This is a genomic window from Bradyrhizobium sp. BTAi1 (assembly GCF_000015165.1).
In the GTDB taxonomy this organism is placed as follows: Bacteria; Pseudomonadota; Alphaproteobacteria; order Rhizobiales; family Xanthobacteraceae; genus Bradyrhizobium; species Bradyrhizobium denitrificans.
Genome location: NC_009485.1, coordinates 4,123,868 through 4,147,729 on the forward strand (window position 1 = coordinate 4,123,868; position 23,862 = coordinate 4,147,729).

At 64.5% G+C, this 23,862-nt stretch carries 18 protein-coding genes and 2 tRNA genes; 12 read left to right on the forward strand and 8 right to left on the reverse strand.

The genetic code is table 11. The features are described 5' to 3' along the window. Positions 1-7: 7 nt before the first annotated feature. From BBTA_RS18400 to BBTA_RS18410, 3 genes are read left to right on the forward strand one after another with little or no spacing between them, the layout of a single operon-like run. Positions 8-3,136, forward strand: a complete 3,129-nt coding sequence (locus BBTA_RS18400; protein ID WP_012044007.1) for an efflux RND transporter permease subunit — start codon at positions 8-10, stop codon at positions 3,134-3,136. Next, positions 3,136-6,243 carry an efflux RND transporter permease subunit gene (locus BBTA_RS18405; RefSeq protein WP_012044008.1) on the forward strand — a complete coding sequence of 1,036 codons (3,108 nt, stop codon included), beginning with the start codon at positions 3,136-3,138 and terminating at the stop codon, positions 6,241-6,243. Before BBTA_RS18400 ends, BBTA_RS18405 begins: the two co-directional genes overlap by 1 nt. Positions 6,244-6,283: 40 nt before the next feature. Then, a complete protein-coding gene (locus BBTA_RS18410) occupies positions 6,284-7,024 on the forward strand; it encodes a tRNA-uridine aminocarboxypropyltransferase (protein WP_012044009.1) in 741 nt (246 codons plus the stop codon). Between the two features lie 279 nt (positions 7,025-7,303). Here the strand turns inward: BBTA_RS18410 and BBTA_RS18415 are convergent. Beyond that, positions 7,304-7,377 (reverse strand) — tRNA-Cys (locus BBTA_RS18415). 794 nt (positions 7,378-8,171) lie between these two features. Between BBTA_RS18415 and BBTA_RS18420 the strand changes: the two genes are divergently transcribed. Next, a complete protein-coding gene (locus tag BBTA_RS18420) occupies positions 8,172-8,750 on the forward strand; it encodes a ubiquinol-cytochrome c reductase iron-sulfur subunit (protein WP_012044010.1) in 579 nt (192 codons plus the stop codon). 93 nt (positions 8,751-8,843) lie between these two features. Continuing rightward, positions 8,844-10,586, forward strand: a complete 1,743-nt coding sequence (locus BBTA_RS18425) for a methanol/ethanol family PQQ-dependent dehydrogenase (protein WP_012044011.1) — start codon at positions 8,844-8,846, stop codon at positions 10,584-10,586. A 167-nt stretch (positions 10,587-10,753) separates the two neighbouring features. Here the strand turns inward: BBTA_RS18425 and BBTA_RS18430 are convergent, their stop codons facing one another. The 6 genes from BBTA_RS18430 to BBTA_RS18455 form a co-directional block, all read right to left on the reverse strand. Next, complete coding sequence (locus tag BBTA_RS18430; protein WP_012044012.1) at positions 10,754-10,933, reverse strand: hypothetical protein; 180 nt, start codon at positions 10,931-10,933, stop codon at positions 10,754-10,756. 298 nt (positions 10,934-11,231) lie between these two features. Then, positions 11,232-11,648, reverse strand: a complete 417-nt coding sequence (locus BBTA_RS18435) for a response regulator (protein WP_012044013.1) — start codon at positions 11,646-11,648, stop codon at positions 11,232-11,234. Next, a complete protein-coding gene (locus BBTA_RS18440; protein WP_244424037.1) occupies positions 11,626-12,147 on the reverse strand; it encodes a response regulator in 522 nt (173 codons plus the stop codon). Before BBTA_RS18440 ends, BBTA_RS18435 begins: the two co-directional genes overlap by 23 nt. A 158-nt stretch (positions 12,148-12,305) precedes the next feature. Then, positions 12,306-13,148, reverse strand: a complete 843-nt coding sequence (locus tag BBTA_RS18445; RefSeq protein ID WP_012044015.1) for an EamA family transporter — start codon at positions 13,146-13,148, stop codon at positions 12,306-12,308. A gap of 20 nt (positions 13,149-13,168) precedes the next feature. Beyond that, complete coding sequence (locus BBTA_RS18450; RefSeq protein WP_012044016.1) at positions 13,169-13,672, reverse strand: NUDIX domain-containing protein; 504 nt, start codon at positions 13,670-13,672, stop codon at positions 13,169-13,171. 201 nt (positions 13,673-13,873) lie between these two features. Beyond that, positions 13,874-13,948 (reverse strand) — tRNA-Asn (locus BBTA_RS18455). Positions 13,949-14,205: 257 nt separating this feature from the next. Here BBTA_RS18455 and BBTA_RS18460 point away from each other — a divergent pair. The 5 genes from BBTA_RS18460 to BBTA_RS18480 all read left to right on the forward strand — a co-directional run bounded on the left by BBTA_RS18460 (position 14,206) and on the right by BBTA_RS18480 (position 21,419). Continuing rightward, entirely contained in the window at positions 14,206-14,391 is a 186-nt protein-coding gene (locus tag BBTA_RS18460; RefSeq protein WP_012044017.1) for a hypothetical protein, read from the forward strand. A 352-nt stretch (positions 14,392-14,743) separates the two neighbouring features. After that, positions 14,744-15,403 (forward strand): protein-L-isoaspartate O-methyltransferase, encoded by a 660-nt coding sequence (locus BBTA_RS18465; protein ID WP_012044018.1) that lies wholly within the window; start codon positions 14,744-14,746, stop codon positions 15,401-15,403. Between the two features lie 277 nt (positions 15,404-15,680). After that, positions 15,681-17,066, forward strand: a complete 1,386-nt coding sequence (locus tag BBTA_RS18470; RefSeq protein WP_012044019.1) for a TolC family outer membrane protein — start codon at positions 15,681-15,683, stop codon at positions 17,064-17,066. Between the two features lie 380 nt (positions 17,067-17,446). Further along, a complete protein-coding gene (locus BBTA_RS18475; protein ID WP_012044020.1) occupies positions 17,447-18,208 on the forward strand; it encodes a PopZ family protein in 762 nt (253 codons plus the stop codon). Positions 18,209-18,551: 343 nt separating this feature from the next. Next, positions 18,552-21,419, forward strand: a complete 2,868-nt coding sequence (locus tag BBTA_RS18480; RefSeq protein ID WP_012044021.1) for a valine--tRNA ligase — start codon at positions 18,552-18,554, stop codon at positions 21,417-21,419. 78 nt (positions 21,420-21,497) lie between these two features. On the opposite strand, the gene BBTA_RS18485 is transcribed toward BBTA_RS18480, so the two are convergent. Continuing rightward, a complete protein-coding gene (locus BBTA_RS18485; RefSeq protein WP_012044022.1) occupies positions 21,498-22,088 on the reverse strand; it encodes a DNA-3-methyladenine glycosylase in 591 nt (196 codons plus the stop codon). Positions 22,089-22,271: 183 nt separating this feature from the next. On the opposite strand from BBTA_RS18485, the gene lipA reads away from it, so the two are divergent. Then, entirely contained in the window at positions 22,272-23,231 is a 960-nt protein-coding gene (gene lipA / locus BBTA_RS18490; protein ID WP_012044023.1) for a lipoyl synthase, read from the forward strand. A gap of 10 nt (positions 23,232-23,241) precedes the next feature. Next, positions 23,242-23,715, forward strand: a complete 474-nt coding sequence (locus BBTA_RS18495; protein WP_012044024.1) for a type II toxin-antitoxin system RatA family toxin — start codon at positions 23,242-23,244, stop codon at positions 23,713-23,715. Positions 23,716-23,862 lie beyond the last annotated feature (147 nt).

Sequence of the window (23,862 nt, forward strand, 5' to 3'; positions counted from 1 at the left end):
GGTCGCGATGAGCGTCTCCGAACCCTTCATTCGCCGCCCGATCGCGACCTCGCTGCTCGGCGTCGCGCTTTTGATCGGCGGCCTGCTCGGCTATCTCGCGCTGCCGGTCTCGGCGCTGCCACAGGTCGACTTTCCCACGGTGCAGGTGACCACGCAGCTGCCGGGCGCCAGCCCCGACGTGATCGCCGCGCTGATCACCGCGCCGTTGGAGCGGCAGCTCGGTCAGATCCCGTCGCTGGCGGCGATGAATTCGACAAGCTCGTTCGGCGTCAGCCAGATCTCGCTGCAGTTCGACCTCGGGCGCGATATCGACGGCGCCACGCAGGACGTGCAGGCGGCGATCAATGCCGCGGCCGGCGTGCTGCCGAAATCGCTGCCTTATCCGCCGACCTACGCCAAGGTCAATCCGGCCGACGCGCCGGTGATCACGCTCGCGCTGACCTCGGATACCGTCTCGCTGCGGGCGATGAGCGACATGGCTGATACGATCCTGGCCCAGCGTCTCAGCCAGGTCTCCGGCGTCGGCCGCGTCTCGGTGCTCGGCGGATTGAAGCCCGCGGTGCGTGTGCAGGCCGATCTGGCGCGGCTTGCTGCCTATGGCATTTCGATGGAGGACCTGCGCGCCGCCATTGCCGGCGCCAACGTCTCCGGACCGAAGGGATCGTTGGATGGCGCGCAGCAGGCCTATCTGATCACAGCCAATGATCAGATCGCCGCTGCAGACGCCTACCGGCCGATCATCATCGCCTACCGCAACGGCTCACCGGTGACGATCGGCGACGTCGCCACCATTGTTGACGGGCTCGAGAACGATCGGACTGGCGGCTGGTACCAGGGCGTGCCGGCCGTGATCCTCGATATCCAGCGTCAGCCCGGCGCCAATGTGATCGAGGTCGTCAGGCAGATCCGCGCCGAGATCCCCAAGCTGCAGCGTACGATTCCGGCCGGCGTGAAGCTCGCCATCGTCAGCGACCGCACGGTGACCATTCGCGCCTCGGTGCATGACGTGCAGTTCACGCTGGTGCTCAGCGTGGTGCTGGTCACGCTGGTCGTGCTCCTGTTCCTGCGCTCGCTGCGCGCCACGATCATTGCCGGCGTGGCGCTGCCGCTGTCGCTGATCACGAGCTTCGGCGTGATGTATTTCGCCGGCTTCAGCCTCGACAATCTGTCGCTGATGGCGCTGACCATCGGCACCGGCTTCGTCGTCGACGACGCCATCGTGATGATCGAGAACATCGTCCGCCATATGGAGAACGGTGAGAGCGCGATGAACGCCTCGCTGCGTGGCGCCCGTGAGATCGGCTTCACGGTGATCTCGCTGACGGTGTCGCTGATCGCGGTGTTCATTCCGCTGTTGTTCATGTCTGGCCTGGTCGGCCGCATGTTCCGCGAATTCGCGCTGACCTTGACGATCGCGGTCGTGACCTCTGCGGTCGTGTCGCTGACCCTGACGCCGATGATGTGCTCGCGGCTGCTGAAGCACGCCAGCGATGAATGGGTGCTGCCGGGGCTGAACGCGATCAGCCGCTTCATCGACCGCACGGTTGCCGTCTATCACCGCAGCCTGCTCTGGGTGCTCGACCGCCAGACCGAAACGCTGGTCGTCACCTTCGCGACGCTGGCAGCGACCCTGGCGCTCTACGTCGTCGCGCCCAAGGGATTTCTGCCGCTGCAGGACACCGGCTCGATCACGGCGGTGACGGAGGCGGGCCCGGACGTCTCGTTCGCCGAGATGCAGCGACGGCAGCAGGAGGTGGCGGCGGCGATCCAGGCGGACCCGGACGTGGTGGGCGTCGTCTCGGTGATCGGGGCCGGATCGGTCAACCCGACCACCAACGTCGGACGCCTCGTGATGACCTTGAAGCCGCTCGGCGAGCGGCAGGACGGCGTCGCCGCGGTGATCGACCGGCTGAAGCAGAAGACAGCCGGAGTGCCGGGCATGACCGTGTACTTCCAGCCGGTCCAGGACGTGCAGATCTCGACCCAGGCGAGCCGCTCGCAATATCAGTACACGCTGACCGGCGCCGATGCCGGCGACGTCGCGAAATGGGCTGGACAGCTGGTGGCAGAGATGCGGCGCGACCCGCTGTTCCGCGACGTCTCATCGGAAGCCCAGGAGGGCGGGCTGCGCGCCGAACTGACCATCGACCGCCAGCGCGCCGGCCAACTTGGCGTCAGCCTGCAAGGCGTCACCGACACGCTCAACGATGCGTTTGCGCAGCGCCAGATCTCGACCATCTACGGCCAGGCCAACCAGTACCGCGTGGTGCTGGAGGCGATGCCGATGTATCAGCGCGACCCTTCCATCCTGTCGAAGCTGTACCTGCCGGGCGCGGGCGGCCAGGTGCCGCTGTCGGCGGTGGCAAGTCTGAAGCGCACCACGGCGCCGCTGGCGATTTCGCATCAGGCGCAATTCCCGGCCGTGCAGCTGAGCTTCAACCTCGCGCCCGGCGTGGCGCTGAGCGAGGCGGTCGACGCGCTTCACGCCACCGAGAACCGCATCGGCATGCCCGGCAGCATCATCGGCGTCTACTCCGGCGATGCCGCCGAATTCGCCAAGTCGCTCGCCGGTCAGCCCTGGCTGCTGCTGGCGGCTGTCATCACGATCTATATCGTGCTGGGCGTGCTGTATGAGAGCTACATTCATCCGATCACGATCCTCTCGACCTTGCCGTCGGCTGGCGTCGGCGCCATCCTCGCCTTGATGCTGTTCGGCCAGGATCTCTCGGTCATCGGCCTGATCGGCATCATCCTGCTGATGGGCATCGTCAAGAAGAACGCGATCATGATGATCGACTTCGCGCTGGAGGCTGAACGGCACGAGAACCGCACGCCGTATGATGCCATCGTGCAGGCGTGCCTGTTGCGCTTCCGTCCGATCATGATGACGACGCTGGCCGCGCTATTCGGCGCGCTGCCGCTGGCGATCGAGAGCGGCACCGGCTCGGAGCTGCGCTTTCCGCTCGGCATCTCCATCATCGGTGGCCTGCTGCTGAGCCAGTTGCTGACGCTGTACACGACTCCGGTGATCTATCTGGCGCTCGACCGCCTCAACCGCCGCTTCGAGACGGCGCTGCCGCCGGCGCCCGACCTGCCGTCGCCGCCGATCGCGGGCGCCACCGAAGGCATCCAGTGATGGCCTTCTCGATCTCCGAGCCGTTCATTCGCCGGCCGGTCGGCACCACGCTGCTCTCGATCGGACTGTTCCTGGTCGGGATCGTCGCCTACATCTTCCTGCCCGTGGCGCCGGTGCCGAACGTCGACTTCCCCTCGATCTTCGTCACGGCCACGCGCCCGGGCGCCGATCCCTCGGTCATGGCGGGCACCGTCGCGGCACCGCTGGAGCGGCGGCTCGGCGAGATCGCCGGCGTCGACCAGATCACATCCACCAGCTCGCTCGGCACCACCAATATCCAGATCCAGTTCTCGATCGGCCGCGACATCGACAAGGCCGCGCGTGACGTGCAGGCCGCGATCAACGCCTCGCTGTCGGACCTGCCGAGTGATCTGCCGGCGCTGCCGCGCTTCCGCAAAGCCAATACGGCTGCGGCACCGGTGTTCGTGCTGGCGCTGACCTCGAAGACGTTGACGCCGAGCGCGATGTACGACGTCGCCGATACGGTGCTGGCGCAGCGGCTGTTCCAGGTGCCAGGCGTCGGCAACGTCACCGTCAGCGGCGCCGACCAGCCGGCGGTGCGGATCGCGCTCAATCCGGTCTCGCTCGCCAATGCGGGAATCTCGACCGACGACGTCAGGACCGCGATCATCAATGCCAACCCGATCGGGCCGGTCGGCATCTTCGAGGGGGGGCGGCAGAGCGAGACCATCGCCATCAACCGGCAGATGCGGACCGCGGCCGAATTCCGTGACATCCTGATCAAGAGCAGCAATGGCAGCTTCGTCCGGCTGTCGGATGTCGCCGACGTCGAGGATTCCGTGCGCAATGTGCGCTCGATCGCCTGGTTCAACAAGCAGCCGGCGGTGCTGATCCAGATCGCCAAGCAGGGTGACGCCAACGTCATCGAGACCGTCGACCGGGTGAAGGCGCTGATCCCCGAGCTCAAGCAGTGGTTGCCCGCGGGCATAGAGATCTCGACCCTGATCGATCGCACCGGCACGATCCGCGCCTCGGTCGAAGACATGCAATGGACCTTGCTGGCGACCGCCGTGCTGGTGATGGTCGTGGTGTTCCTGTTCCTGCGTCGTCTCGTGCCGACGGTGGCGGCCGGCGTCTCGGTGCCGCTGGCGCTGGCCGGCACCTGCGCGGCGATGTGGCTCGCCGGCTTCTCGATTGACAATCTCTCGCTGATGGCGCTCGCGATCTCGGTCGGCTTCGTCGTCGACGACGCCATCGTCATGATCGAGAACATGTACCGCAATCTCGAGCACGGCCTGCCGCCGATGCGCGCCGCGCTCGACGGCGCGCGCCAGATCGGCTTCACCGTGCTGTCGATCAGCCTGTCGCTGATTGCGGCCTTCGTGCCGCTGATCTTCATGGACGGTGTCGTCGGCCGCCTGCTGCGCGAGTTCTCGCTGACGCTGACCTTTGCGATCGTGGTGTCGACCCTGGTGTCGCTGACCGTCACGCCGATGATCTGTGCGCACTACATCAAGGAGACGCTGTCCGACCGCGCCAGCTGGTTCGACCGCATCGTCGAGGGCTCGCTGTCGGGCATGGTCCGCTTCTATGCCTGGACCTTGCGCGGCGTGCTGGTCTACCCGTTTCTGACTCTGATGGTGTTCTTCGCCACCATCGCGCTGACGGTCACGCTCTACATCAAGGTGCCCAAGGGCTACTTCCCGACCGACGATTCCGGCTTCATCATCGGCGCGACCCGCGCCTCCGCCGACATCTCGTTCCAGTCGATGCTGAGCCTGCAGCAGCGGCTCGCCGACATCGTGATGGCCGATCCGGCCGTCGCAGGGATCGGCTCGACCATCGGCGGCGGTGGCGGGCCGGGCGGCGCGACGTCGAACCGCGGCACGATGTTCATCAATCTCAAGCCGCCGGCGGAGCGGGACGGTGTCTCGACCGAGCTCGTGATCAACCGTCTGAGGCGCAGCCTCGCGATGGTGCCGGGCATCCGTCTCTTCATGTTCGCCGCACAGGATGTCCGCGCCGGCGGCCGGCAGAGCGATTCCGACTATCAGTACACGCTGAGCAGTCCCGATCTCGATCTGCTGCAGAAATGGGCGCCGATCGTCGCCAAGCGGCTGGAGACGGTGGAAGGCATCACCGACATTTCCAGCGACCGCGACCCCGGCGGCCTGCAGCTGGCGCTCCGGATCGACCGGCAGAAGGCGGCGAGCCTTGGCGTGCGCGTCCAGGACATCGACACCGCCCTGAACAACGCCTTTGCGCAGCGCCAGATCTCGATCGTCTACAGCCAGCGCAACCAGTACATGGTGGTGCTGGAGATCGATCCGAAATTCCAGACCGATCCGTCGAACCTCGATCGGATCTATGTGGCGGGGGCAGGGGACGCGCAGATTCCGCTCTCGGCGCTGGTGAAGGCCGAGCGAGGCCTGTCGCCGCTCGCGGTGTTTCACTCGCAGTCGTTCCCCTCCACCACCGTGTCGTTCAACCTGCTGCCCGACGTGCCGCTGCAGGCCGCGACCGCGAACATCCAGCGGGCGGTGGACGAGTTGCATATGCCGGAAGGCATCCGCGGCGGCTTCGACGGCAATGCCGGCGACTTCAACAAGGGCAGCGGCCGGCAGCCGCTGCTGATCCTGTCCGCGCTGGTCGCGATGTATATCGTGCTCGGCGTGCTCTATGAGAGCCTGGCGCATCCGCTGACCATCATCTCGACCTTGCCATCGGCGGGGCTCGGCGCGCTGCTCGCTTTGCAGGTCACCAATACGCCGCTGACCGTGATCGCCTTCGTCGGCATCATCCTCTTGATCGGCATCGTCAAGAAGAACGGCATCATGCTGGTCGACTTCGCGCTCGAGGCCGAGCGGCAGCGCGGCATGTCGTCGGCCGATGCGATCTTCGAGGCCTGCCGGGTGCGCTTCCGTCCGATCCTGATGACGACCTTGGCCGCGCTGTTCGCCGGCCTGCCGCTGGTGCTCGCGACCGGGCCAGGGACCGAGCTGCGCCGGCCGCTCGGCATCACCATCATCGGCGGCCTGCTGGTGTCGCAGATCCTGACGCTCTACACGACGCCGGTCATCTATCTCCTGATCGACCGGCTGCGCCGCCGCTCGGCGCCGGAGCCGCTCGCCGCGCCGGCAGAATGAGGCGTTGTCGCGATGGTCGCGGGCGCGTATAGGCCGCGCTATGTCAGACCAGCCCCACGATCATCCGCCGCTCGCGGAAGCGCCACCCGATTGCCCGCACTGTCAGAAGCCGCTGCCGCTGTGCATCTGCGACAGCGTCACGCCGCTGGAGAGCCGCTTGGGACTGCTGATCCTGCAGCATCCGCAGGAGCAGGACCGTGCGCTCGGCACAGCACGGCTCGCCGCGCAGCATTTCAAGACCGCGGTGGTCAGGGTCGGGCTGTCCTGGCCGAGTCTCGCCAAGGCGCTGGGCCGCCCCGTCGCAGACCCCGCGCGCTGGGCGATTCTTTATCTCGGGTCGGCCAAGGCGGCCGATCTCGACCCCGACAGCGAGGTGCTGGCCCTCACGCGGAAGGGCGAGGTCGCCGAGAACCAGCGCGCGATCCTCAAATCGATCGATGGCGTGATCCTGCTCGACGGCACCTGGAGCCAGGCCAAGGCGCTGTGGTGGCGGAATCCCTGGATGCTGAAATGCCAGCGCGTGATCCTCGGGCCGCGCCGGCCCTCGCGCTATGGACATCTGCGCCGGGAACCGCGCCGCGACGGGCTGTCGACCATCGAGGCGGCGGGCCTGCTGATGGCGGCGCTGGAACGCCGACCGGAGATCGCCGCGGCCCTCGACGCCAGCTTCGAGCGCATGCTGGCGCGGTATCAGGAGGTCGAAAAAGAGCGTCCGGAGCTCACCCCGCGGCCCAAGCCCCGCGGCAAGCCGGATCGGCGCGGCCGTAAACGCCGGGTTTAGGAACCAAAGGTACGCTTCTTGCATTGCAGCATAGCGTGAGGAAGCGAGCTATGCAGGACGTCGAAAAGTCGAACGTGGTGCAATTCCGGGACTATGCCAGCCGGCGGGGCAGTCGCGCGGGAGTGGAGCCAGCCGCAACCTGCTCCGGGACAGGATAGCGCTGTGCCATCCTGTCGTGGCCGCGGGGGCAGGCGCCCTATCCCGGAGGGATCGACGATCTGCCGGTCTAGGTCGGAAGATCCGACCGAGTGACGACGCTAACCGTTTGATTTGATTGAGTGGAGGCCACGACCAGAATTGAACTGGTGTAAACGGTTTTGCAGACCGCTGCGTAACCACTCCGCCACGTGGCCCCAACACGGCGGATCGATACCGGAGATCAACGGCTTAAGCAACCGCCCTGTTTCGTACCGTCCACCAGTTCTGAGATCGCTCTCTTGGATCGGGTCGGACACGCGGCAGCCCGTTTCCGAACTCGCCCGAGTCCCGCAGAAGCCCAGGGCGAAGTCTGGTCGGTGACGTCCTGCGAACAGCGGGCGAACCTCAGTGGACCCGTCCGAGCATCCTTTTCAGACCACTGTCCGCATCCGGAGCAGCCTCGTGAAACAGGTCCGTTGTCATGATCTTGTCGGGTCGCACGGCGCGTTGGTGTGAATAGATCGTAGCCCTGACGGTCGAGGTCTCCAGGTTGGAGCGCGATCCTCACGAAGCGGCGCGAGCGACGTCGGGATATCCTGACTAACGAACATTGCGCAGTGCATTGGTGAGCAGACGTTCGTCGATGAAGTTGGCTGCGTGCAATTCCTGACCGGGTCTCACATACAAAAAAGATCAGTTTTACGCCGTCTTGCGGGCTCGACCGGAATGAGCAGCGTCAGGACATCGCTATCGCCGCTCGGATGCGGATGCTTGCTGTGCGAGTTCTGCATTCGGCATGCGAGATGTCGCTCGTGGATCGCGTGCTGCACCTGCAATGACGCGCAGCAGCGACGATAGTTGATAACTTCGCGGCGAAATCGCGTAGCGCGCCTTGATTTTGTCAGGTTGTGTTGATGTAATTGTTCTATGATAGAGTGCGCTGCGGGACGCTGGGCGGCAGAGCAGCATTCTCTCGAATCACACACGACATCACTCGCAAAGATCAATCATGAACGATCATCCGACACGCCGCTCGGTGGTTCTCGGCACGCTTGTCGCATGCGCGTCTGTCACGGGCGCAGCGGCCGGCGATGAGGACGATCCGCGCAAGGAGAAGCGGCCGCAGAAGGGCGACCTTCTCGTGTTCTCGGAAGGGGAGCGCGCGGGGCAGACGATCACGCCGGATGATTTGAAGGTCGGCGAACCGCCGGTGCACGCGTGGCCGAAGGATGCAGCGAATGCGATCGTGCGCGATGGGTCGCGCTTGAACGAGGTGCTTCTCGTCAGGCTCGATCCTGACGAACTCGACGAGGACACGCGCCCGCGCGCGGCCGGCGGCATCGTCGCTTATTCGGCGATCTGCTCGCATGCGGGCTGCCCAGTGACGGCCTGGATCAAGGCGACGGAAGGCAACGACGAAGTCTTTAAATGCATGTGTCACAACTCCGAATATGATCCGCGGCGTGGCGCGCAGGTGGTGTTCGGGCCGGCGCCGCGCAGGCTGGCTGCGCTGCCGCTCGTCATCAAGGATGGCGCGCTCGTGATCGCTGCCCCCTTCATCGGAAAGGTAGGTGGCCAGCAGGGCTGATGAGGTCTCGTGTGCCTATCGGAACTCGCATCGTCTCGACAGTCAAACGTCACGACAATTGAAGCGAAAAACGAAAGCAGGGGAGGTTCGTCCATGACCATCACGTCGAAGACCATCAAGCAATGGATGCTCGCGAGCACCGTCGCGTTCACCTGTGTCGCCGCACAAACCGCGCTTGCCGGTCCGATCGAGAACTACAGTCCTGTCACGCCGGCACGGTTGGAGAATCCGGAGCCCGGCAATTGGATGCTCTACCGCCGCACCTATGACGGCCAGGGCTACAGCCCGCTCGACCAGATCAACACCACCAATGTGAAGAATATGGTGCCGGTGTGGACCTTCGCCACGGGCGTGATCGAGGGCCATGAGGCGCCGCCGCTGGTCAATAACGGGGTGATGTTCATCACCACACCGATGGGACAGGTGATCGCGCTGAATGCCAAGACCGGCGATCAATACTGGCGCTACAAGCGCGAGCTGCCCGAGGATCTGTTCCAATTGCATCCGACGAACCGTGGCGTCGGCTTGTGGCAGGACAAGCTCTATCTCGCCACGACCGACGATCACCTGGTCGCGCTCGATGCCAAGACCGGCAAGGTGCTGTGGGACAAGAAGGTCCAGGACTACAAGAAGGGACAATATCTGACGCTGATGCCGCTGATCGTCGACGGCAAGGTCATCGTCGGCGGCTCCGGCGGCGAGTTCGGCGTGCGCGGCTATGTCGTGGCCTACGATGCCGAGGACGGCAAGGAGCTCTGGCGCACCTTCACGATCCCCGGCGAGGGCGAGCCGGGGCATGACACCTGGAGCGGTGACGACTGGAAGAGTGGCGGCGGCTCCGCCTGGATGACGGGCACCTACGACACGGACACCAAGACCGTCTATTGGGGCGTCGGCAACGCGGCGCCGTGGCCCGGCGGCCTGCATCCGGGTGACAATCTCTATACCAGCTCGGTGATCGCGCTCGACCCTGCCACCGGCAAGATCAAGACGCATTTCCAGTACCACCAGAACGATTCATGGGACTGGGACGAGGTCGACGCGCCGATGCTGGTCGACCTGCAGCGCGATGGCCGCAGCTTCAAGAGCCTGATTCATCCGGGGCGCGACGCCATCTTCTGGGTGCTCGAGCGCACGCCGGAGCGCATCAACTACGTCAATGGCTGGACCTTCGTTCACACCGACGTGTGGAAGGGGATCGAGCCGGAGACCGGACGGCCGATCGTCGATCCCGCGCACAAGCCGACGCTCGGCAAGCGCGTCGACTTCTGTCCGTCGCTATGGGGCGGCAAGGACTGGCCATCGGCGGCCTACAGCCAGAAGACGCGCTTCGTCTATGTGCCGGCGAATGAGAATTTCTGCGGCGGCTTCACCGGCGAGAAGCTGCCGCTCGTTCCCGGACAGCTCTGGCTCGGCACCAAGGCGGAGGATATCGGGCTGACGGTGCGGCCGGGAGCGGACCATTTCGGCGAGCTGCAGGCGTGGGATCCGGCCTCGGGCAAAAAGGTCTGGTCGCACAATTTCCCGAAGTCACAGCTGTTCGGCTCGGTGACGGCGACGGCCGGCGATCTGGTTCTGGTCGGCGGGACCAATGACCGGATGTTCCGGGCCTTCCACGCCAAAACGGGCGAACTGTTGTGGGAGCAGAAGACCAACTCGGGAATCATGGGCATGCCGGTCGCTTATGAGGTCGACGGCACGCAATACATCGCGGTGCAGTCCGGCTGGGGCGTCGATGCGCAGCGCATCCAGGATGCGCTTGCCAAGGGCAACACCGGATTGGAGGACAATGTCCCGCAGGGCGGTGTGGTCTGGGTCTTCGCCGTCAAGAAGTAGAAGCGCAGTTGGTCAGGCGACGGCCGCACGCCGTCGCCTGACCGTTTGTGGGCACCGCTGCATTGCGCCGCAACATGGTGCTGCAATACGGCGATGTCGATTCGGTGTGTCGCGACGACGGCTCAGCCTGCCGCCGGGCAACGAACACATGTCCGATCAGGATGCGGTCAGCAGGCCGCAAACCAGCCGTCGGGGAAGGGGATCAGCGGCCAAGCGCCCTGATTGTCGTTAGCTGCTTGGGGAAACCGCAACATCGAGAATAGGCGGGTCATCGAATCAATCTCGGGCTCAGGCGCAACTGCCGATCTTACAGCATCCAGCAACAGTTCATACTCGGCTTCGCTCATCATGGCCCTCGCGCAATCTGCGCGGCCACCATGTCAAAGCTCCACTCTGTCCAAATTGAACGGATCACTAAAATTGTAAGGATCGCGGACGAAGGGCTTAATTGGTTACCGTTATCTTTCGTTCCTCACGACGGTAGCCAAATCAGGTCGGGCGCGATGTGAACTGCGTCACATTCGCGGCGAGATTATCTTACCTGTCGACAATTGCTCGGAGCCGCCAGCCAGAGGCATTGCCCTGGCGATTCGCAGACCTCGCAAGCGAAGACGCCGCGACCACCGAACTGGCGTTCCGATGTGATTACTGCCGGCACTGCATCCTGGCAGGGGCGAACGCTTCATCGGGGGTAAGAATCTCGCGCATCAATTGCGCGAGGTCCTTCGGCTTGAAGGGTTTGGCCAGTCGATGAAGTCTCTGAACCCTCGCCGATAGTCCCAGGGACTCCGGCATTCCGTGGTCTGATTCGAGGACCATGCCCGACATCATGACGATCGGCATGTTCGGGCGCGCCGCACGTGCCGCTCGTATGACGTCGTTGCCGTCGATGTCGGCCAGATTGAGATCGATCAGGGCCGCGGCGAAATCGCTGCGGGCAACAACGTCAAGCGCCTGGCGTCCGTCGGTCAGGGCAGTCACCGCATATCCCTCACGAACGAGAAGATGCTGAATGACACAGCAGACGCCAACTTCGTCATCAACGACCAGGATGTTCGTCATGAGGCTCTCCGCTCAGATGCCGGTGTGGTGCGAGGTTGCCGCGCGCGTCGGCGAGAAGCCGCTGGCGGACCTCGATGGCGCGATCCACAGCTTCGAGCAGATCAAGGAGGTCGAACGGCTTCTGCAGCGCAGCCGTCGCCCCGAGCTTGATCGCCATTCCGAGGAAGTCGGGAGCTCCCTGTTTCTTGTCCGTGAATGCGTAGCCGGAGATTGCGATGAACGGAACGGTCGGATCGATCTTGATCAATTCGCGAATGGTCGCAATTCCGTCCATGCCCGGCATGAACATATCGATCACGACAGCGTCGAATGACACGCTGCCGATCAAACGAATACCGGTCGGTCCGTCGGGCGCGAGAAAGACGCAGAACTTCTTCTTTTTGAGCAGGGTTTCAAGCGCCGCGCGCGTCGCAGAATCATCATCGATAATGAGAACAGTAGGCATGGGCCACCTCAGTATCGGCCTGACTGAAGGACACGCACGCGACAGACAATGCATCAAGACTCAAAACGAATAAGTAATTGACACTGAATTAGTTGTATCAAGTTTGCAACCAGGAGTTTTACGGGCCACTACTGCGACCGTGTTGTTCCTCAAGTTGTGTACGATACGATGAACATGGAGCCATGATAGCGTTGGCGTCGATGTGCTGCTCATCACGTTTTGAGCATTGCGATCCATACGAGGCCCGACGCAATCAGTGCAGCGCAGGTTGCTCGCCAGAGCGTGGCCTTTTCCTTCAGGACGACAATCCCGATCAGGCTGGCAAACAGAACGCTGCATTCGCGAAACGCGACGACGTTGGCGATCGGATTCCTGCTCAGCGCCCAGAGGAACACGGCGAAGGATGTCAGACCCAGCAGCCCGGCGATCACGACCGAAACATAGGCCGTTCGGATCTCGGCGAAGAGGACCGGGCCGCGTCGTATCGCCGCGACGAGGAGGAACACCAGGCTGTCGAGCACGATGATCCAAGCGGTGAACGAGGCCCATCCGGCCGCCTGGCGAGTCCCGGCGGCATCAACGACCGAATAGGCAGCAACCATCGCGGCAGCGAGGACAGCCGCAGCAAACGCGCGGCGATCGATCGAGCCATGGACGCGATCTCGCGCGAGGCCGATGATCCCAACGCTGATGAGCGCGATGCCGATCAACTGTCCGATCTGCGGCGGCTGCTGGAGCGCCAGATAGGCGAACACCGCTGCGAACAGCGGCACGCAGCCGCGGGCGATGGGATAAGAGCGCCCGAACTCGGCTGACCCGTAGGTCACCGCCAGGCTCGCTTTGTACGCCGCATGCAGCACAAGCGACGCCAGGATGATCGGCCAGGTCGAGGGGGAGGGAATCGGGACCAGGAACAGGAAGGGTAGCGTCACGACGCTGCTGACCAGACCCATCCCGGCCAGGATGGAAAGGCCGCTGCCATTCTTGACGATCGCGTGCCAGCTTGCGTGAAGCAGGCCGGCGAGCAGCATCAGAAGCGCGGCGATTGGGTCCAACGGCGAAGGTCTCGCGGGTATCAGCTCTCGGGCCGCCAGCAGGCCGGCGCGAAATAGGGGACGGCATCGCGCTCGAACGCCCGGCGCGAGATGATGCGGCTCGAGGGGGAGATATCGAGCGCTTCCCACTCCGTTCTGTCGACGAAGCGCAGCGCGGCGATCTCGTCGCCATCGGCTGCGAGCGCACCGCCGATGACGGCTGCCTCGAACGCGATCACCGTGTAATAAGTCAGATCTCCGTTGGGATAGCGGATGAGGAATTCGGGGCCGCCAAACACGCCGAGCAGGCGCTGGGGACGGACGAGCAGACCAGTCTCCTCGAAGCATTCGCGCGTCGCGGCGTCGGCGGGATGCTCGTTCGGATCGATGGCGCCGCCGGGCAGGGTCCAATGGCCCGTCTCCGCGTCGCGGCCGAGCAGGATCCGACCCTGGTCATCGAACAGCGAGATCGAGACGGCCGTGGTCGCAAGCAGATCGTGGCCGACCTTGCTGCGGACGGCTCTCAGGTGATCGGAGATGGGCATGGCTGACGTTGCCTTGGAGCTGGACTGGTCGCTTGCCCGACCGAATCGGTGACGTCAAGGCAGTTGGGGGGGCCGGGTTTTGCTGCGAGCAGTCTGCCTGCGGCACGGGATGCGCAGCGCACGCGTGCCTGTTCGAGCGGCCTACCTGTCAGATGATCTTGGGTTGGATTGTCTAAGCGAGCCAGTCGGCATCGGCCGAATTGGCTCCCCGGGCTGGATTCGAACCAGCGACCATTCGATTAACAGTCGAATGCTCTACCGCTGAGCTACCGAGGAACAGGCGAAGCAATGCCTCGCGAGCGGGGTGCGTATAACAAAGCCTTTTGGCCTTGCCTAGAACCAAATCGCATCTTTGTGACGATTGTCGCGCCGAGGCCAAAAACACGGAAAATCATGGGTTTATCCATGATCTGAACGCTTGATGGGCAGCCGTCGCCCACAATTGGGTGACAGGAATTTCACTAGAATCGGCGCAATCGGCTGCGGATAGTAGGCCGGAACTTGCCGCTGCCTCGGACATGGAGCCGTTTCAGATGTCGAACACCCCCTTTCAAGCCGCCGAAAGCGTGTCGTCACCGTCGCTGATTCCCGACCCGATGGAGCGACTCTCCGACGACGAGTGCCTGTCGCGCTTGGTCCATGCCGTCAGCCGCGGTGAGTCGGAGCGGCTGGATGAGGTTGCGCAGCTGCTCGGCCGCCTAGCGGTTGTGATCGAGTAACCCTCGACTCAAGAGGATCGGCCAAAACGACTGACATTCTCCGGCCGGGTCCGCGTCCGCCCGGGTCCACCGATCCATTGAGTCGGCGCCCGCGCGTGCTCCGAGATCCAATCCGACGCGACCTCGAAGACACGCGATTGCGGCGTTCGCCGATGAGCCGGCGGACGCTCGGTCCGAATCGAAGCGCTGCATGCGCCGCCATGCCGATGCGGCGCCAGGCCGTCGTCTGACCTGAGGTCTGACGATGTGCGCGGTGTATCCGGACGATCCGCGTGTTGCGTTTTCACCGACCTTGTACCAAAAGGGTGCGCAGATCGTTCGCGGTTCATCCTCTTTGCTTGCAGGTCTGCTCATGCTCCCCTTCGCGACGGCGCGTCAGAAAATGGTCGATGGCCAGGTGCGCACCAACGACGTTACCGACCACCGTGTGTTGGATGCGATGCTGACGGTGCCGCGCGAGAACTTCGTCCCGTCGGACCGGCAGGCGCTGGCCTATCTCGACCAGAATCTCAACGTGTCGGAAGCCGGCTCGGCCCAGCGCTTCCTGATCACCCCCATGCTGACGGGTAAGCTGCTTCAGGCCGCCGAGATCAAGCCGACCGATCACGTGCTCGTGGTCGGGTGCGCGACGGGCTACCTTGCCGCGCTTGCGGCGAAGCTTGCGGCCAGCGTGGTCGCGACCGATCCGGACCCAGCTCTCGAGGGGCGCGCCAAGCAGCTGCTGGCCGGCATCGCGAGTGTCTCTGTTCGCGTCGCGCCTGCCGTGCAGGGCGATCCGGCCGATGGTCGCTTCGACGTGATTCTTCTCAACGGGGCGACCGAGATCGCGGTCGATGGGCTGTGCCGCCAGCTCAAGGAAGGCGGTCGCCTGGTCGGCGTCTCCGCGAAGACCAAGCCGGCCCGTGCCATCATCTTTACGCGATCCCATGGTGAAGTGGGCAGCAGGACCCTGTTCGACGCTGCGGCACCGATCCTTCCTGGTCTCGAGCAGGTCCCCGAGTTCGTTTTCTAACTCCTGCGGTTCCCTGGGGACGAGCCGCATTGGGCTGTGATCCGCTCAGGGCACGGTGGCTTTCGGTCGTCTTCACGGCTGCGGGCCGGCGAAAATCTGTTTCAAATCAGAAGTGTGGCTTGGATGCTGCACGTCGACAGTTTTCCGCATGGGTTCCGGGCAGAGAGGTTCCGTTGCGCAGGCATGGGGAATAAGGTGTGAGGTGCGCGGGAGTCTCTAACAGGTTTACGGCCCGGCTTTGGCGTTCGAGCCGGTAACAACAATGAATGGAACAGGGATGTTTGGGGTGAAGGTCGTCACCGCAGCGGCGGCTGCGGTCCTCGTGATGGCTTGCGCAGGCCCGACGCCTGCGTTGGCCGACACGATCGAGGCTGCGCTGGTGCGCGCCTATCAGAGCAACCCGCAGCTGAACGCGCAGCGAGCTCTCGTTCGCGCCACCGACGAAGGCGTGCCGCAGGCACTTTCGGGCTACCGGCCGAAGGTCAATCTTCAAGCATCGGGTGGAGTTCAGTATCAGGACGGGCAGGTCGCGCCCGGGACTGCGGCGGCCCATGGCCTATTGAGGCCCCGCAGCGTCGGCCTGACCGTGAACCAGACGCTTTACAACGGCCAGCAGACGGCGAACGGCGTCCGCAAGGCCGAGGCGAGTGTGTCGGGTCAGCGCGAGGCCCTCAGGGTGCTCGAACAGTCGGTGCTGCTGCAGGCTGCGACCATCTATATGGATTATCTGCGCGATGCGGCGATCGTCGAGGTTCAGCGCAGCAATACGCGGGTTCTGGAACAGACGCTCAAACAGACGCGCGATCGCTTCAATGTGGGCGAGGTCACGCGCACCGACGTTGCGCAGTCCGAAGCGCAACTCGCAGCCGGCCGCACGCAGCAACTGACGGCCGAATCCAATCTGACGGCCACGCGCTCGAACTTCCGCCGTATCATCGGCAACGATCCCGAGAACCTCGCGCCGGGCTCTCCCGTCGATCGTTACCTGCCGCCCTCGCTGCAGCAATCGATCGAGACGGCGCTGACCGAGAGCCCCAGCGTAACCTCGGCGATGTATGGCATCGACGTTCAATATCTGCAGGTCAAGATCAACGAAGGAGCCTTGCTGCCGACCGTGACCGTCCAGGCCTCGGCAACGCAGGCCTACGAATCGCAGCTGACCTCCTATCGCTCCTTCAGCGCCGGCGCGGCCGCACAGCTCACTGTGCCGATCTATCAGGGCGGCGGCGAATATGCCTTGATCCGGCAGTCGAAGGAGACGCTGGCGCAGCAACGTCTCGCGCTCGAGCAGACCCGCGACCAGGTCCGGTCCGACGTGGTTTCGGCCTGGGGCAAGCTGCTCGCCGGCAAGGCGCAGGTGCAGTCGGCACAGGCGCAGGTGGCTGCCTCGGAAATCGCCCTGAACGGCGTTCGCGAGGAGGCCAAGGCCGGCCAGCGTACGACGCTCGACGTCCTCAACGCGCAGCAGGCGCTTGTCAATGCGCGGAACTCGCTTGTGAACGCCCAGCATGACCGCGTCGTTGCATCCTACACCGTGCTGCAGACGGTCGGTCGCCTGTCGCCGCAAGTGCTGCGGCTGCCCACGACGACGTATGATCCAACCGTGCACTACCAGCAGATTCGTGACAGTTGGGCTGGCGTCCGCACTCCCGACGGCCGTTAGTCGGATCTTAACTTCGATTCTTGATCCCTCGGCCATTGGCCGAGGGATTTGCGTTTGTGGCACATGCTCAGGTTGTGGTCGGCGGGCGACGCTTCTCCGTCAATTTCCGTGCTCCCCCGGTTGCGGGCGGCCGTTGCTTGCATTCAAATGTTGCCATGACATAGCCTCAAAATGGCCGCGGAACGATTCGCAGTGCGTCGGATGTTGTTCTAAGAATAGTCTCCGATCTGGTCAGTATCGTTCCGTTGTTTGCATCGATTGAGGCCGCGTCTGGGACAAGTCGGCATGACCACAGCGAAGTCCGAGCCACTTGGATCCGGCGTTTTTTGCATTCGCGCTAAGACGACGCGTGCGGCGGCGTCGCTGATTTGGAGTCGGAAATGACGCAGCCTGCAAAGGTCCAAGAACCCTCGATGGAGGAGATTCTGGCGTCGATCCGGCGGATCATTGCCGATGATGAGGCCAAGCCCCCGGCAGCCGAAAAAGCTGCTGCACCTGAGCCCGCCAAGGCCGAGAAGCCGGCTGCGCCGGCACCGAAGCCTGTGATGAACGACGTTCCGCCGTCGAAGATTGCGGCGGCGGCTCCGGCGAAGGCTGTGCCTCCGCCGGCCCCTGCGCCGGCGCCCGCAAGTAACAGCCAGGACGACATTGACGCATTGCTGGCGGGTTTGGATGAAACGACTGCGCCGGCGGCCGAGGCTCCGCCGGCTGAACCTGAGCCTGATCCCGAACCTGAAGTACTTGAGTTGACGGACGACATGGCAGTGGCCCCACCGACCCCCGCTCCAGCCCCCGCAGCGGCTTCCTTCCGCAAGGTCGAGCCGCAGGACGATATCGAGTTCATTGAATCCGGACGTCTTGCCCGTAAAGCGCCGCAGCCTGCAGCGGCCCCGGCTTTCGAATCGGCCTTCGAGGCCATGCCGCCGAAGCAGCCGATCCTTGCGCCGTCCACGGTGAACGCCGTGGAGTCCGCGTTCAATGCGCTCGCCAATACCGTGTTGAGCAACAATGCCCGGACGCTCGAGGATCTGGTCAAGGAAATGCTGCGGCCGATGCTCAAATCGTGGCTTGATGACAATCTGCCGGCCCTGGTCGAGCGCATCGTCAAGGCGGAGATCGAGCGGGTCTCGCGCGGCCGCTAGCGGCGGATCTTGTCGCGCGGGCTGCCGGTCTCCTGACGCAGGCCGGCTGTTTTCGCGACCCGGTTCCTCACGCAAGAGGGCTGGCGTTGTCTCCGTTTGCCATCAATGTTCGCCGCCGCTGTTGACTTGGCGGCGCGTGGCGGCTTTCTAGCCCGTTCAAGCTGATGCAGGCCCGGCGGATCGCAGCGTGCTCTCCCGAGAACGCGATCCCGGACCGGGCATCAGTCGAAAAATAGCCAAGTCCCAACAGCTTGCGTGAGCTTTTTCAGGTCGCGACCGAAGGCCAAGACGAGTTCCGCGATAGATGAATTGGACGGCCGGCCCTGCGCCCGCTGGAAATGTGATGATCGACAAGAATTATCAGCCCGCCGACCTCGAAGGCCGCATGTCCCTGGTCTGGGAGGATGCGCGCGCATTCTCCGCCGGCCGTCCCGATCGCCGGGATGCCGATCCCTTTACGATCGTGATCCCGCCGCCCAACGTGACCGGCTCGCTGCACATGGGGCACGCACTCAACAATACGCTGCAGGACATCCTGTGCCGGTTCGAGCGGATGCGCGGCCGGGACGTGCTGTGGCAGCCGGGCACCGACCATGCGGGCATCGCCACCCAGATGGTGGTCGAGCGCCAGCTGATGGAACGCCAGCAGCCGGGCCGCCGCGAGATGGGTCGCGAGAAGTTCCTCGCACGCGTGTGGCAGTGGAAGGACGAGAGCGGCGGGACCATCATCAACCAGCTCAAGCGCCTCGGCGCCTCCTGCGATTGGGGCCGCGAGCGCTTTACCATGGACGAGGGCCTGTCGAAGGCCGTCGTGAAGGTGTTCGTCGAGCTGCACCGCGCCGGCCTCATCTACAAGGACAAGCGGCTGGTCAACTGGGACCCGAAGCTGCTGACGGCGATCTCGGATCTCGAGGTGCAGCAGATCGAGGTCAAGGGCAACCTCTGGTACCTGCGCTATCCGATCGAGGGCAAAACCTTCAACCCCGAGGATCCGACCAGTTTCATCGTCGTGGCCACCACGCGTCCCGAGACGATGCTCGGCGACAGCGCGGTTGCCGTGCACCCGGATGACGAGCGCTATCAGCATCTCGTCGGCAAGCGCGTGATCCTGCCGCTGGTCGGCCGCGAGATCCCGATCGTCGCCGACACCTATTCCGATCCGGAGAAGGGCACTGGCGCGGTCAAGATCACGCCGGCGCATGACTTCAACGATTTCGAGGTCGGCCGCCGCCACGGCCTGCCGCAGATCAGCATTCTCGACCGCGAGGGCTGCATCGCCCTCGTCGACAACGAGGACTATCTGCGCGGGCTGCCCGAGGGCTCGGAGGAGTTTGCGCGGGAGTTCCACGGCGTCGAGCGCTTCGCCGCGCGCAAGAAGATCCTGGAGCGGCTGGAGACCTTCGGCTTCCTCGAGCGCGTCGAGCCCAACACCCACATGGTGCCGCATGGCGACCGCTCCGGCGTCGTCATCGAGCCGTACCTCACCGACCAGTGGTATGTCGACGCCAAGACGCTGGCAAAGCCGGCGATTGCCGCCGTCAAGTCAGGCGCGACGACGTTCGTGCCGCGCAACTGGGAGAAGACCTATTTCGAGTGGATGGAGAACATCCAGCCCTGGTGCATCTCGCGCCAGCTGTGGTGGGGCCATCAGATCCCGGCCTGGTACGGTCCCGACGGCAAGGTGTTCGTCGCTGAGACCGAGGAGGAGGCCGTCAGCCACGCCATTGCGTACTATGTCGAGCAGGAGGTCATCACGGCCGAGCAGGGCCGCGCAATGGCCCTCGACCGCAACAAGCGCGCGGGCTTCATCACACGTGATGAAGATGTTCTCGACACCTGGTTCTCCTCGGCGCTGTGGCCGTTCTCGACGCTTGGCTGGCCGGACGATACGCCGGAGGTGAAGCGCTACTACCCGACCAACGTGCTGGTCACCGGCTTCGACATCATCTTCTTCTGGGTCGCCCGCATGATGATGATGGGCCTGCACTTCATGAAGGAGGTGCCGTTCTCGACTGTCTACATCCACGCGCTCGTCCGTGACGAGAAGGGCGCCAAGATGTCGAAGTCGAAGGGCAACGTCATCGATCCCTTGGCACTGATCGACGAGCACGGCGCCGACGCGCTGCGCTTCACGCTCGCGGCGATGGCCGCCCAAGGCCGCGACATCAAGCTGTCGACCCAGCGCGTCGACGGCTACCGCAAGTTCGCCAACAAGCTCTGGAACGCCAGCCGCTTTGCCGAGATGAACGGCTGCACGGTGCCGGTGGGCTTCGATCCGGCCTCCGCCAAGGAGACGCTCAACCGCTGGATCGCCCATGAGGCCGCCGCTGCCACGCGCGAGGTCACCGAGGCCCTGGAGGCCTATCGCTTCAACGATGCGGCGAACGCCATCTACCGCTTTGTCTGGGACGTCTATTGCGACTGGTATGTCGAGCTCGCCAAGCCGACTTTGCTCGGCGAGGACAGCCCGGCCAAGGCCGAGACCCGCGCCATGGTCGCCTGGGCGCGCGACGAGATCCTCAAGCTGCTGCATCCCTTCATGCCTTTCATCACCGAGGCGCTGTGGGAATCGACCGCCAAGCGCGACGGCCTGCTGACCCTGTCGCCCTGGCCGCATCGCACGGACGTGCCGACCGTCGCCGAGATTGCCGCGCTGTCGGCCGCGAGCTTCGGCGATCCGCTGGTGCCGCCGGTCCTGGTCGCGTTCAACGCCGCCAGCTTCAAGGACGAGGCGGCCGAGGCCGAGATCGGCTGGGTGGTCGATCTCGTCACGGCGATCCGCTCGGTCCGGGCCGAGATGAACATCCCGCCCGCGACCCTGATGCCGCTGGCGCTGGTCGGTGCGTCCGCCGAGACGAAAGAGCGCGCGCCGCGCTGGAGCGACGTGATCAAACGGCTTGCGCGCCTTTCGGACATCTCGTTCGCCGACACCGCGCCTGAGGGGGCTGCTCAACTCGTGGTGCGTGGCGAGGTGGCGGCCCTGCCGCTCAAGGGCGTCGTCGATCTCGCCGCCGAGCGCACCCGCTTGGCCAAGGAAATCGCCAAGGCCGACGCCGATATCGAGCGGGTCGACAAGAAGCTTGGCAACGAGAAGTTCGTCGCCAACGCGCCGGAAGAGCTCGTCGAGGAAGAGAAGGAAAAGCGCGAGGCGGCGCTGGCCCGCAAGGCCAAGTTCCAGGACGCGCTGTCGCGGCTGCAGGGCGTGGGGTAGCTCCGCTCTCTCCGTCGTCATTGCGAGCGCAGCGAAGCAATCCAGGGTCCCGCGCGTAGCCCTGGATCGCTTCGTCGCTTACGCTCCTCGCGATGACGGAGGAAACGGCTTGCTCAGGAAGCGCGAGCCCTTCAGGCCGAACCGCCAGGGCAGCTCGACCGCCTTGGTGATGCCGATGCGGACGCCGGTGACGACCTCGACATCGGCCGGGCGCGCGAACAGCTCGATCGGTTGACGATCCAGCGGCAGGCCGTTGTGCGCAATCGTGATCCCCATCGCCTCCGTCAGCTTGCCGGGCCCTGAGCACAGCGCCCTGACATCCTCCAGCCGGCGCCGCCGCTGCATCTCGTCGACGCCGAGCGTCGGCTCGATCGCCCGGATCAACACCGCGCTGGCCGAGCCCTCGGCCTCGCAAACGAAATTCACGCACCAGTGAATGCCGTAGGAGCGGTAGACATAGGCAAAGCCGGGCGGGCCGAACATCACCTGGTTGCGCGGCGTCGGCCCGCGGAACGAATGCGCCGCCGGGTCGGTGTGGTGATACGCCTCGACCTCGACGATCACGCCCCCGACGCCGTCGACCAGGAACGTCGCCCCGATCAGCTCCGGCGCGACCTCCAGCACGGCGCGGGCGAAAAACGCCCGGGTGAGTCGTTGGCCTGCGGCCATCGGCCGAGGCCGTGAAACTCCGGGGGATTTTGCCGGTTTTTGCGCCATTCTCGAGAAAATCCGCCGCGATGAGCGCTGTTCCGCGCTGCCCATATCTGCCATGCCCTGGTATCCTCGGCCAGCCGGTTGCGGCGCGCCCCGGCACGGAATAGCTAGGGCGCAACAGAGGTTTGCCAGGTCCCCATGGTCACCATCGTCGACACGCTCTCGAACACGCCGCTGCGCCCGCGCCACCCCGAAAAAGCGAACCGGCCGGATTCCATCTCGCCGGCGAAACCCAGCTGGATTCGCGTCAAGGCGCCGACCACCCGCGGCTATGCCGACACCCGCAATATCGTGCGCGAGAACGGCCTCGTGACCGTGTGCGAGGAGGCGGGCTGCCCGAACATCGGCGAGTGCTGGGACAAGAAGCACGCCACCTTCATGATCATGGGCGACACCTGCACGCGGGCCTGCGCCTTCTGCAACGTCAAGACCGGCCTGCCGGCCGCGCTCGACGCCGGTGAGCCTGAGCACGTTGCGGAAGCCACCTTCAAGCTCGGCCTCGCCCATGTCGTCGTCACCTCGGTCGACCGCGACGATCTCGCGGATGGCGGCGCCGCCCATATCGCCGCGACCATCCGCGCCATTCGCGCGACATGCCCGACCACCACGATCGAGGTGCTGACTCCGGACTTTCTCCGCAAGGACGGTGCGCTGGAGCAGGTCGTCGCGGCAAAGCCCGACGTCTTCAACCACAATCTCGAAACCGTGCCGTCGCGCTATCTCTCGGTTCGTCCGGGCGCCCGCTACTTCCACTCGATCCGACTGCTGCAGCGGGTCAAGGAGATCGATCCCACCATCTTCACCAAATCCGGCATCATGGTCGGCCTGGGCGAGCAGCGCCACGAGGTGTTGCAGGTGATGGATGATCTGCGCTCGGCCGAAGTCGATTTTCTGACGATCGGGCAGTATCTGCAGCCGACCAAGAAACACCACGCCGTGATGGCCTATGTCACGCCGGAGGAGTTTTCCAACTACGAGACCGTTGCCTACACCAAGGGCTTCCTGATGGTGTCGGCGAGTCCGCTCACGCGCTCGTCGCATCATGCCGGCGAGGACTTCGCCAAGCTGAAGGCCGCGCGCGACGCGCTCGCGCGCTGATCGAGACGAGATGCCGAGATTTTCCAACAAGCGGCGCGTGCCGCACACGGCCGACCAGATGTTCGACCTCGTCGCCGATGTCGAGCGCTACCCTGAATTCGTGCCGCTGTGCGAGCGGCTGGTGGTGCGGCAGCGCAGCCAGAAGCCCGATGGTCTCGAGGTGATCGTCGCCGACATGACGGTATCGTTCAAGCTGGTCAAGGAGACCTTCACCAGCCGCGTCACGCTCGACCGTGCGGGACGCAAGATCCTGGTCGAATATGTCAGCGGGCCGTTTTCGAGCCTCGAGAACCGCTGGAGCTTCGAGCCGCGCGAGCAGAGCGCCTGCGAGGTGACGTTCTTCATCGCCTATGAGTTCAAGAGCCGCATGCTGGCGATGCTGATGGGCTCGATGTTCGACACCATCTTCGCGCGCATGTCGGCGGCGTTCGAAAAGCGCGCCGATGCGATCTACGGCCGCAAGCCGGCGGTGTCGTCGACGTAAGGTCGCATCGCTCGCCGATTGTCGACCTCGGTCGGCGCCTCACCCTCAGTCGTCATCCCCGCGCAAGCGGGGATCCATCACCACAGGATCGCGTGTGGCGGCACGCCCGTGACTCCGATCTCGTTCTACCACATCTGCTGCGGCGTA

Coding starts and splice junctions, on each gene's coding strand:
- BBTA_RS18400 (WP_012044007.1), top strand. CDS start 8: ATGAGCGTCTCCGAACCCTTCATTCGCCGCCCGATCGCGACCTCGCTG.
- BBTA_RS18405 (WP_012044008.1), top strand. CDS start 3,136: ATGGCCTTCTCGATCTCCGAGCCGTTCATTCGCCGGCCGGTCGGCACC.
- BBTA_RS18410 (WP_012044009.1), top strand. CDS start 6,284: ATGTCAGACCAGCCCCACGATCATCCGCCGCTCGCGGAAGCGCCACCC.
- BBTA_RS18420 (WP_012044010.1), top strand. CDS start 8,172: ATGAACGATCATCCGACACGCCGCTCGGTGGTTCTCGGCACGCTTGTC.
- BBTA_RS18425 (WP_012044011.1), top strand. CDS start 8,844: ATGACCATCACGTCGAAGACCATCAAGCAATGGATGCTCGCGAGCACC.
- BBTA_RS18430 (WP_012044012.1), bottom strand. CDS start 10,933: ATGAGCGAAGCCGAGTATGAACTGTTGCTGGATGCTGTAAGATCGGCA.
- BBTA_RS18435 (WP_012044013.1), bottom strand. CDS start 11,648: ATGACGAACATCCTGGTCGTTGATGACGAAGTTGGCGTCTGCTGTGTC.
- BBTA_RS18440 (WP_244424037.1), bottom strand. CDS start 12,147: ATGCATTGTCTGTCGCGTGCGTGTCCTTCAGTCAGGCCGATACTGAGG.
- BBTA_RS18450 (WP_012044016.1), bottom strand. CDS start 13,672: ATGCCCATCTCCGATCACCTGAGAGCCGTCCGCAGCAAGGTCGGCCAC.
- BBTA_RS18460 (WP_012044017.1), top strand. CDS start 14,206: ATGTCGAACACCCCCTTTCAAGCCGCCGAAAGCGTGTCGTCACCGTCG.
- BBTA_RS18465 (WP_012044018.1), top strand. CDS start 14,744: ATGCTCCCCTTCGCGACGGCGCGTCAGAAAATGGTCGATGGCCAGGTG.
- BBTA_RS18470 (WP_012044019.1), top strand. CDS start 15,681: ATGTTTGGGGTGAAGGTCGTCACCGCAGCGGCGGCTGCGGTCCTCGTG.
- BBTA_RS18475 (WP_012044020.1), top strand. CDS start 17,447: ATGACGCAGCCTGCAAAGGTCCAAGAACCCTCGATGGAGGAGATTCTG.
- BBTA_RS18480 (WP_012044021.1), top strand. CDS start 18,552: ATGATCGACAAGAATTATCAGCCCGCCGACCTCGAAGGCCGCATGTCC.
- BBTA_RS18485 (WP_012044022.1), bottom strand. CDS start 22,088: ATGGCCGCAGGCCAACGACTCACCCGGGCGTTTTTCGCCCGCGCCGTG.
- lipA (WP_012044023.1), top strand. CDS start 22,272: ATGGTCACCATCGTCGACACGCTCTCGAACACGCCGCTGCGCCCGCGC.
- BBTA_RS18495 (WP_012044024.1), top strand. CDS start 23,242: ATGCCGAGATTTTCCAACAAGCGGCGCGTGCCGCACACGGCCGACCAG.